Source organism: Bacillus cereus group sp. N12 (assembly GCF_016483575.1).
GTDB classification, from domain to species: domain Bacteria; phylum Bacillota; class Bacilli; order Bacillales; family Bacillaceae_G; genus Bacillus_A; species Bacillus_A toyonensis.
The window spans coordinates 1-9,053 of record NZ_JAEHBO010000125.1; the positions used below are offsets into that span (position 1 = coordinate 1).

Consider the following 9,053-nt stretch of genomic DNA (forward strand, 5'->3'; position numbering starts at 1 on the left):
TAAAAATAAAAATTGACGTTTCACGTTGTTTGTTTCGTTCAGTTTTCAAAGAACTACTTGGTCGCTCATTTGCGACTCCCTTATGTTAACATCTTCATGTTTCGATGTCAACTAAGTTTTTTATTTCGTTTGTCGTTTTCTGCGTTATTGCATCGGCGACTTGTTCTATATTACACTTCTAACCCTTAATCGTCAATACCTTTTATGTTTTTTATTTTATAAATTATAAACCTCTTAATTTCTAATCCATCCCTAGAGATTCTAAAACTCCTTTAGTTAAATTAATAATCGGCAATTTATAACCTTTAGCTTAATACTAATACTTTTCTAAAGAATGAATGTCAGGCTAAGTAAATATATATTAAGGGTAGTAGTGCACCCGATCTAAAATTACCATTTTCCCCTCTCGCTTATCTCTAGGGGGATTATAAATAAAATACTTCCTTATCTTCTTTTCCTTTACTAAGTCGATAGAAAGGTAAAGAAATCTAATAAACTTAGGAGGCGTTATGAAATGCATGTTAATAAGAAAATCATTTATGTATCCCATGATGCCCATTTCCACGGAGCACAGCTGCTTTCTTTACATACTATTAAAGCTCTTAAAGAAAACTTCGATTACTCCGTCGCAATTATTTCTATTGGATCAGGCATTTTAATCCCCGATTTTCAAAAATATGGTCCTGTTTATTGCTTAGAGGAAGACTACCCCACGGAAGAAACGGTCGAATTATTAATAAAGACTTTATTATCACAAGACTATACCATTGCCATATGCAGTACGGTCATAAGTGGTGATATGGTTGCATTACTAGCTAGGCACAATATAAAAGTTATTTCGTTAATACATGAATTACCGCATTTAATACAACAGTACTCTGCCGAAGGAAAAGCTAGAAACATTGCTGAATCTGCTTACAAAATTGTCTTCCCTTCACAATACGTATATGAAAAATTCCTTACAATCACGCAATTAGATCATCAAAAATGTCACATTCTCCCTCAAGGTTTATTTAACCACAATCCTTATAAGAATAATATTACAGTGGCTAGAAATGAATTACGCAAAAAACTCAACCTGCCTCTAGATAGTAAAATTATTTTAGGTGTAGGTTTCGCCGATTATCGAAAAGGAATAGATTTATTCTCATTTATTGCTTACTCAGTAAGAAAGGTTCATACTAATATTCATTTTATTTGGGTAGGGAGAACAGATGTTCACCTTATGGATACTCTATCACCAAGATATAAAGCACATTTCACATTAGTTGATCCTACTCCAGATATCGGTTTATATAATGCCGGGGCTGATTTATATTTATTAACCTCAAGGGAAGACCCTTTTCCAAATGTTGTTTTAGAAGCATTAGATACAAAGGTTCCTGTTATAGGTTTTAAAAATGCTGGAGGTTTTGAGGATGTTGTTACAGAAAAAACCGGTGCCTTAGTAGACTTTTTAAACTTACCAAAAATGGTCGAAAGAATATATGAACTTATTGGAGATGAAGAGTTACGCTTACAAAAGGGGAGCTTTGGCCAAGAGCTCATTGAAAAAAACTTTAATTTTCTTAATTACATTTATCAATTATTAGCGCTTCTCGAACATAATTACAAAAAAATAAGTGTAATTGTACCAAACTATAATTATGAACACTACTTACCTGACCGAGTCAGATCAATATTAAACCAAACCTACCCCCTTTACGAACTAATTTTCCTAGACGACGCCTCTACTGACAATAGCGTATCAACATTTGAAAAGCTGCTCTCAAAAGAAAATAAGCCTCATCTGAAAGTTCAACGAATTATTAACGAAAAAAACTCTGGTTCTGTATTTAAACAATGGATAAAAGGAGTCTCCGCAGCAACCGGTGATTATATTTGGATCGCAGAATCAGATGACTTATGTGAGAAGACATTTTTACAAGAGGTGATACAAGGATTTCATATAAATAACAAGGTTACCTTAAGCTACACACAATCAAAACAAATAGACGAACAAGGAAATGTAATAGCTGATCATTATTTAAATTACACAAATGATATCGATAAAGAAAAATGGAAAACCCCCTATTTTCGAAAAGGCATAGATGAAATACAAGATACGTTACTTATTAAAAACACTATACCTAATGTCTCAAGTGTAGTGTTTAAAAACATAGATATAAAAAACACAGAAAAACAACTAGCAAAATTTAAAATTGCTGGTGATTGGTTTTTCTATGTTTCCATCCTGCAAGAGGGACATATTCACTTTAATCCAAAGTCCCTAAACTATCATAGACGACATACAAATAGTGTAACGAAAACAGAAGATTCATATTCTCATTATAATGAAGTTGTACAAATGCAGAATTTCATTAAAAAGAACTTTACTATCGACGATATTTCTAAAATGAAGATGTATACATATAGAAAATACCTAAAAACATACTTGAACATTTAACCTTGAACTTTATTTACTATCCGCATTTTTATAAGACGCTACTATTATTTAGGGGGAATACTCTTTGAAAGCATTTATAGAGGAAAATAAAAACTTAATTTCTCAAATCGCAAACAACTACAATGTAAACGCAAATATCCATCCTGAGGATCACATTTTTCAGTTCCTTGTCACTAATCCAGTCTTTCCTTCTAAAAAAGAAGCGATAGATTATTATTTTAAAGATGGACAAAAATCAGCACAAATACTCTTAGACTTAATTACTTCCTTTTATCCTACTGCAGACAATCCAATTAAATTATTAGAATTTGCATCTGGATATGGCTGCGTAACACGCCATTTATTAAATCTACAAGCAAACTTGAGTATAACTGCTTGTGATATACATGAAGAAGCTATTACTTTTATTGAAAACACATTAAATCATTCTTCTATATTATCTCACCCTGAACCTGAACATTTAAAATTGGAAACTTCTACGTACGATATTGTTTTTTGTTTATCCTTTTTTTCTCATATGCCTGATACAACTTGGTTTCGTTGGCTTCAAACATTGTATAGTGCTGTTTCACCTGGTGGTTTATTCATTTTCACCACCCATGGGTATCAAAGTAAAAAATACTTTGGATTTCCAAATTTAAATGAACAAGGCTATTGGTTCCTTCCTTCTAGTGAACAATTTGATTTAGATGTTAACCAATATGGCCAAACGATAGTTAGCCCCTCTTACGTGTGTGACAAAATTAAGTTATTACCCTATAACCCTATCATTAAAAAATACACTGAAGGGTTTTGGTGGGATCATCAAGATCTTTGGGTAATAAAAAAAGAAGTAAAATAATAAACCATGCTCTGCTTATATAAGTAGAGCATGGTTTATTATTTTTTACTATATAAGAACTCTTCAATCCATAACTTATTTAATCTAATTCCACTTTTGAAATCTATTTTAGGTTCCCAATTAAATTCTTGTCTCACCTTATCTATATTTAAAATGATTTTTTGAACATTTTCTTGTTTTGGTTTATAACAGATAAAGTCTACTTTTCTTTCTGTTATTTTCTCCAATTCCACTATAATTCGTTTTAAAGAAAGACCTTTGCCACTTCCTATATTATATACACAAGATTTCAATCGATTTAATTGTGATAGTTGTATAGTAATTTCAACTAAATCATCGATATAAATATAATCTCTAATAATCTCTTGTGGATTCCCGTATATATTAATCCTTTCATTACTAAGATGTTGGTACAAAAAACAATTTATTGCCCCAACTTTCTTTAAAGGATTTTGATATTTCCCATATGGATTAGAGTATCTACATACAACATAGTCGATGCCGTAGTTTCGCTTATAAAAATACAAATAATTCTCAAGCGAAACTTTTGTGATTCCATATGGAGAAAGTGGTTTCAACGGATGCTTCTCATCAATAGGCAAATATTCAGGTTCCCCATAAACTGTACCCCCTGAAGATGCTAATACAATTTTTTTAATACGAAAATCTTTAACACTTTCCATGAAATTAAGAAAAAAAAGGCTACTGTTAATATCCCCAAAAATATCTTCGATGGAAGTTGCTACATTAGACGTCGCAGCTAAATAAATAATAATATCCACATTCACTAAAGCTTTATATATATCTTCAACATTTTCTAAATCACCTTTAATAAATTCAACTTCATTTATAATATTTCGAGGGAAATTATTTATATGCCTGGAAAATACTTTTACATTTTGCCCCTGTTCTAATAAACCTAACGTGAGGTTAATACCAATGAAACTATTTCCACCTACTATTAAATAATTATTCTTCCTCATAATATCCTCTCTCTAGTAAGCAATTTTTTTACTCTTCACACCTAGAAATGCAAATACATGAACTCGATCATTGTTATTATTCATCCTCTTGTAATTGTATGCCCCTTATACATTTTCATTATCTTTATTTTATATTTTCATTTTAGAATCACTATCTTATCTAAAATGTCCGAAAAAACACTTATAATATTTACTCACCCCCATGAATATAGTTTATTAATAAAAAATCAACCTTCTCTTCCTATATTTCCACTCGTGTATTCCATTTAAAGATGCTTCTACATACACAAAACTCTCGAAAAAGGAGTACAGAACTCATGAAAAATATAAATCAAAAACTTTTAAACCATGTAATTCTACATAAAGATCGAATTCCACACTTCCATAAAGACTTTCCCCTTATACTATTTTGGAGTCATAGAAGCGGATGCACCGCATTAGCTAATTGGTTCTTTTTTCAAATTGGATTATATACTGAAGCAAAGAAATACAATGACTTTATTCATTACTATGAGTTCTGGGTATACAAAAACAAAGAAAATTACATACCTGAGTTACAAAATGTTCTTCTAAAAGGGAAAAAAGATGTTTGTAAACTCGTACGAAATCCCTATACAAGGGCCGTTAGCTCATTTCTATTACTTGCTGACAATCCATATGCTAGCCCACAATGGGAAAGTATCCGAAAATGTTTTTATAATGACAAATATAGTAATGAAGGAATATCATTTAAACAATTTTTATATTACGTTCAAGCACTTGGTCCCAACTCCCTAGTAATGGATATACATTTTAGTCAGCAATATGTTCAGGGGGAAGAAGCCTTCATCCAACGCTACATACCTTTAGAAGATTTTAATAAGCAAATTCCCAAAATAGAAGACGAATACAGTTTAATTAAGTCCGACCTAGCCATACTTACGAATTCAGATCATCATCGCACTCATAAGATGATGTATGAAGGCAGCTATGCAGAACTTAGCATTACAGATGAAGCCTTCCCCCGATTTCCAACATATAAAAGCTTTTACGATAAAGAAACTATGGATTTAGTTACAGAAATATATGCACAGGACTTTGAAATGTATCCATACAAGAAAGGGATATTTTAAGTCTATACATTCTTCAATGAATAAAAGCGAATGTCTCGCATAGCATAAATTGACACTGTAATTCGCGCGAGATTATCCCTCAGCTGGTTATCCCTCAGCTGGTTATCCCCTTCTATCAATCGTACTTGTATGAGTTTCCTAATTTTCAGCCACTCTCTTTGATTCCTTTGATTGTTGAAGTGTGTCATACTATCCATCAACACATTGCATTTAAAACAGGAGTGATGTCATGTGGAAGACAATTTGAAACACAATACTGGGTACTGCGTTATTTGCGAGAAGGAAACTACATTTATAGAACATAATGATTGGCTTAGAGATCATTACTTATGTTCTACATGCCAATCTATACCAAGGCAGCGAGCTTTAATCCATGTTTTAAATACATTTTTTCCAAAATGGAATTCCTATAATATCCACGAATCCTCTCCTGGAGGAATTACAACTCAGCTACTAATAAAAAACTGTAAAAACTATACATATTCTCAATACTTTAAAAACTATCCTCTCGGCCAATACTTTCAAGGAATTAGATGTGAAAATTTAGAAGACATGACCTTCCCCAGTGAATCTTTTGATTTATTCATTACTCAAGATGTTTTTGAACATGTCATGACGCCAAACAAGGCATTTAAAGAAATAGAACGAGTATTAAAACCTGGTGGTGCTCATGTATTTACTGTCCCTTGGTATCATACACTCACGAAGACTGTGCAAAGAGCAAGAGTGAATAAAGAAGTAATTGAGCATATTGAAGAGCCCATTTATCATGGAAACCCTATCGATGAGAATGGGTCTTTAGTAACATTTGATTGGGGGCTAGATATGATTGAATATATTTACACACAGGCAAATATGTATACTACTGTTTATTTACAAAAGGATAGATCATTAGGGTTAGATGCTGAATTTTTGCATGTTTTTATTAGTACAAAAAAATCGTAAATAAATTTTATCATTATGTAATTTGGAGGTTTAACAAATGAATAATTTTAAGTTAGGAAGTGATTTTGATAACCTTGTTAGTCCATTATCTGACGTTGAACTTCTAGATCTATTTATACAAAGTTGCTCAGAAACAACAATAAACGGTGTACCCGTACCTTTGTTCCCCCCTGAAGAAATCCAAAAACAATTTGTAGGTGCTTCCTATGAACACGCCCTATATGAAGCATATTTGTTTTATAGTCATATAAAAACATACGCTCAAAATTTAGGGGTTCCCTTGAATAAAGACAGTAAAGTTTTAGACTTTGGTTGCGGTTGGGGACGAATTATACGCTTCTTGTTCAAAGATGTTCGGGATGAAAATCTGCTTGGGATTGATGTAGACCCCTTCATGATTACTCTTTGCAATGAAACATTAGGAAGAGGGATATATAAAACCGCAAGCCCACAACCTCCTGTAGAATTTATTCGTGACAATTCATTAGACATCATATTTGCTTATTCTGTATTCTCACATTTATCCGAAGAAACTGCAGAAAATTGGATAAAAGAATTTTCAAGAATTCTGCGTCCAGGTGGAATCTTCATCGCAACAACACAGGCACGATATTTTCTCGATTTTTGTCAACAATTCAAGGAACACCCTGAATTAATTCAAACAGGATGGCATAAAACTTTATCTCAGGCTTTTCCAGATATACATCGCGCTATCTCGGATTATGAACATGGGAATTTTGTACACAGTCCTACTGGTGCAGGAGATGTTAGAGATAGCAGCTTTTATGGAGAAACTGTTATACCTATGACCTATATTAAAAAGCATTATGAGAAGTATCTAAAACTGCGGGATTTTTTTGATGATGTAAACCGGTTACCACAGGCCCTATTTGTTCTCCAGAAAGATTAACTTCTTTCGTTCATAGTAATCCGCTTAATTTCATGATGAATGATACTTTTTATTTCAGACATATATATGAGAGCACCCAAGACTCTCGTATTAAGCAAACTATAAAACTAAATCCAATACGTAGCATACAAAAACAGTAAGAGAATATAAAATCTCTCGTTTTAAACTTGCTCCACAAAATCAAAAGTAACTTCCCACCACTTGAACTTCGAAGAACATAAGGGGGATATAACTTGAAAATAATCGCTTTTTACTTACCACAATTTCATCAAATAAAAGAAAATGATCGCTGGTGGGGTAAAGGTTTTACTGAATGGACGAATACTAAAAATGCACAACCTTTATTTTCAGGACATTATCAACCTAGGGAACCTTATCAAGATTTTTATTATGACTTAACTACCCCATCCGTAAGAAAATGGCAAGCAGAAATCGCGAAAGCATACGGTATATATGGTTTTTGTTATTATCACTACTGGTTTAAAGGTAAGAGGCTATTAGAAACACCTTTTAATGAGGTACTTAAGATAGGGGAACCAGATTTTCCATTTTGCCTTTCTTGGGCAAATGAGCCATGGACAAAATCTTGGGATGGTCTTGATAAACATATATTAATGCCTCAAGATTATGGAGATGTATCAGATTGGAAAAAGCACTTTGAATATTTATTACAAGCGTTCCAAGATAAAAGATATATTCGTATAGATGATAAACCTCTATTCATTATTTATCGCCCGGGACATATTCCTGATTGTGAAAAAATGCTTAATTATTGGAATGCATTAGCACGAGAAAACGGTTTAAAAGGTATATACTTTACAGAAACATTAAACAGTTTTCCACTCCCTGATATAAATGGGTTCGATGCTAGCATTCAGTTTGAACCATTTTATACAATTGCCCATGATAGCTCTTCAGACATAAATAAAACAATATATGAGTCTGGTATGCAATTAAATGCTTGGGACTACGATAAAGTATGGATGTATATATTAAAACGATCTCCTCCAAAGAAAAAAACATTCCCTGGAGCTTTCGTTGATTGGGATAACACTGCACGACGCAAAAATTCAAATAGCAGTATTTTTATAGGTTCTACTCCTGAAAAGTTCGCAATCTATTTAAGTAAGCAAATTCATCGTACTTACTCTGTTTATAACAGTGAGTTTTTATTTATCAATGCGTGGAACGAATGGGCAGAAGGAACCTACTTAGAACCAGATCAAAAATATGGATTTTCCTATTTAGAAGCGGTTAAAAAGGCAATCGATAGAGGTATGAAAGCATACAAAAAAGACGAGTCATTCTGACTCGTCTTAAGCTTGCTTGGCGACGTCCTACTCTCACAGGGACAAGGTCCCAACTACCATCGGCGCTAGAGAGCTTAACTTCCGTGTTCGGTATGGGAACGGGTGTGACCTCTCTGCCATCATCACCAAACTATGAAGGCATATTCCTTCAAAACTAGATAACATTGCTACATATTATATGGTTAAGTCCTCGATCTATTAGTATTCGTCAGCTCCACATGTCACCATGCTTCCACCTCGAACCTATCAACCTGATCATCTTTCAGGGATCTTACTAGCTTACGCTATGGGAAATCTCATCTTGAGGGGGGCTTCATGCTTAGATGCTTTCAGCACTTATCCCTTCCGCACATAGCTACCCAGCTATGCCCTTGGCAGAACAACTGGTACACCAGCGGTGCGTCCATCCCGGTCCTCTCGTACTAAGGACAGCTCCTCTCAAATTTCCTACGCCCACGACGGATAGGGACCGAACTGTCTCACGACGTTCTGAACCCAGCTCGCGT

Annotated in this window: 7 protein-coding genes and 2 rRNA genes; 6 read left to right on the plus strand and 3 right to left on the minus strand. The window is 33.6% G+C overall.

Annotated elements, in window-relative coordinates; genetic code table 11:
* Positions 1–514: 514 nt before the first annotated feature.
* Positions 515–2,446: a glycosyltransferase gene (locus JDS92_RS28440; RefSeq protein WP_097959381.1), complete on the plus strand. Its 1,932-nt coding sequence runs from the start codon at positions 515–517 to the stop codon at positions 2,444–2,446.
* A gap of 64 nt (positions 2,447–2,510) precedes the next feature.
* Entirely contained in the window at positions 2,511–3,287 is a 777-nt protein-coding gene (locus JDS92_RS28445) for a class I SAM-dependent methyltransferase (RefSeq protein WP_097959380.1), read from the plus strand.
* Between the two features lie 38 nt (positions 3,288–3,325).
* Here the strand turns inward: JDS92_RS28445 and JDS92_RS28450 are convergent, their stop codons facing one another.
* A complete protein-coding gene (locus tag JDS92_RS28450) occupies positions 3,326–4,270 on the minus strand; it encodes an NAD-dependent epimerase/dehydratase family protein (RefSeq protein WP_001230836.1) in 945 nt (314 codons plus the stop codon).
* A 317-nt stretch (positions 4,271–4,587) separates the two neighbouring features.
* Here JDS92_RS28450 and JDS92_RS28455 point away from each other — a divergent pair, with 317 nt between their 5' ends.
* The 4 genes from JDS92_RS28455 to JDS92_RS28470 all read left to right on the plus strand — a co-directional run bounded on the left by JDS92_RS28455 (position 4,588) and on the right by JDS92_RS28470 (position 8,547).
* Positions 4,588–5,382, plus strand: a complete 795-nt coding sequence (locus JDS92_RS28455; protein WP_097959379.1) for a sulfotransferase family 2 domain-containing protein — start codon at positions 4,588–4,590, stop codon at positions 5,380–5,382.
* Between the two features lie 231 nt (positions 5,383–5,613).
* Positions 5,614–6,327, plus strand: a complete 714-nt coding sequence (locus tag JDS92_RS28460; protein ID WP_000389968.1) for a class I SAM-dependent methyltransferase — start codon at positions 5,614–5,616, stop codon at positions 6,325–6,327.
* A gap of 37 nt (positions 6,328–6,364) precedes the next feature.
* Complete coding sequence (locus JDS92_RS28465) at positions 6,365–7,237, plus strand: class I SAM-dependent methyltransferase (protein ID WP_098712056.1); 873 nt, start codon at positions 6,365–6,367, stop codon at positions 7,235–7,237.
* Positions 7,238–7,470: 233 nt separating this feature from the next.
* Positions 7,471–8,547: a glycosyltransferase WbsX family protein gene (locus JDS92_RS28470; RefSeq protein WP_097959377.1), complete on the plus strand. Its 1,077-nt coding sequence runs from the start codon at positions 7,471–7,473 to the stop codon at positions 8,545–8,547.
* A gap of 14 nt (positions 8,548–8,561) precedes the next feature.
* Here JDS92_RS28470 and rrf read toward each other — a convergent pair.
* Both rrf and JDS92_RS28480 read right to left on the minus strand, forming a co-directional pair.
* Positions 8,562–8,677 (minus strand): 5S ribosomal RNA (gene rrf, locus JDS92_RS28475).
* Positions 8,678–8,725: 48 nt separating this feature from the next.
* Positions 8,726–9,053, minus strand: a 23S ribosomal RNA gene (locus JDS92_RS28480); the annotation flags it as partial.

Excerpts from the sequence above, each read along its gene's own strand:
- JDS92_RS28440 (WP_097959381.1), top strand. The coding sequence starts at position 515 with ATGCATGTTAATAAGAAAATCATTTATGTATCCCATGATGCCCATTTC.
- JDS92_RS28450 (WP_001230836.1), bottom strand. The coding sequence starts at position 4,270 with ATGAGGAAGAATAATTATTTAATAGTAGGTGGAAATAGTTTCATTGGT.
- JDS92_RS28455 (WP_097959379.1), top strand. The coding sequence starts at position 4,588 with ATGAAAAATATAAATCAAAAACTTTTAAACCATGTAATTCTACATAAA.
- JDS92_RS28465 (WP_098712056.1), top strand. The coding sequence starts at position 6,365 with ATGAATAATTTTAAGTTAGGAAGTGATTTTGATAACCTTGTTAGTCCA.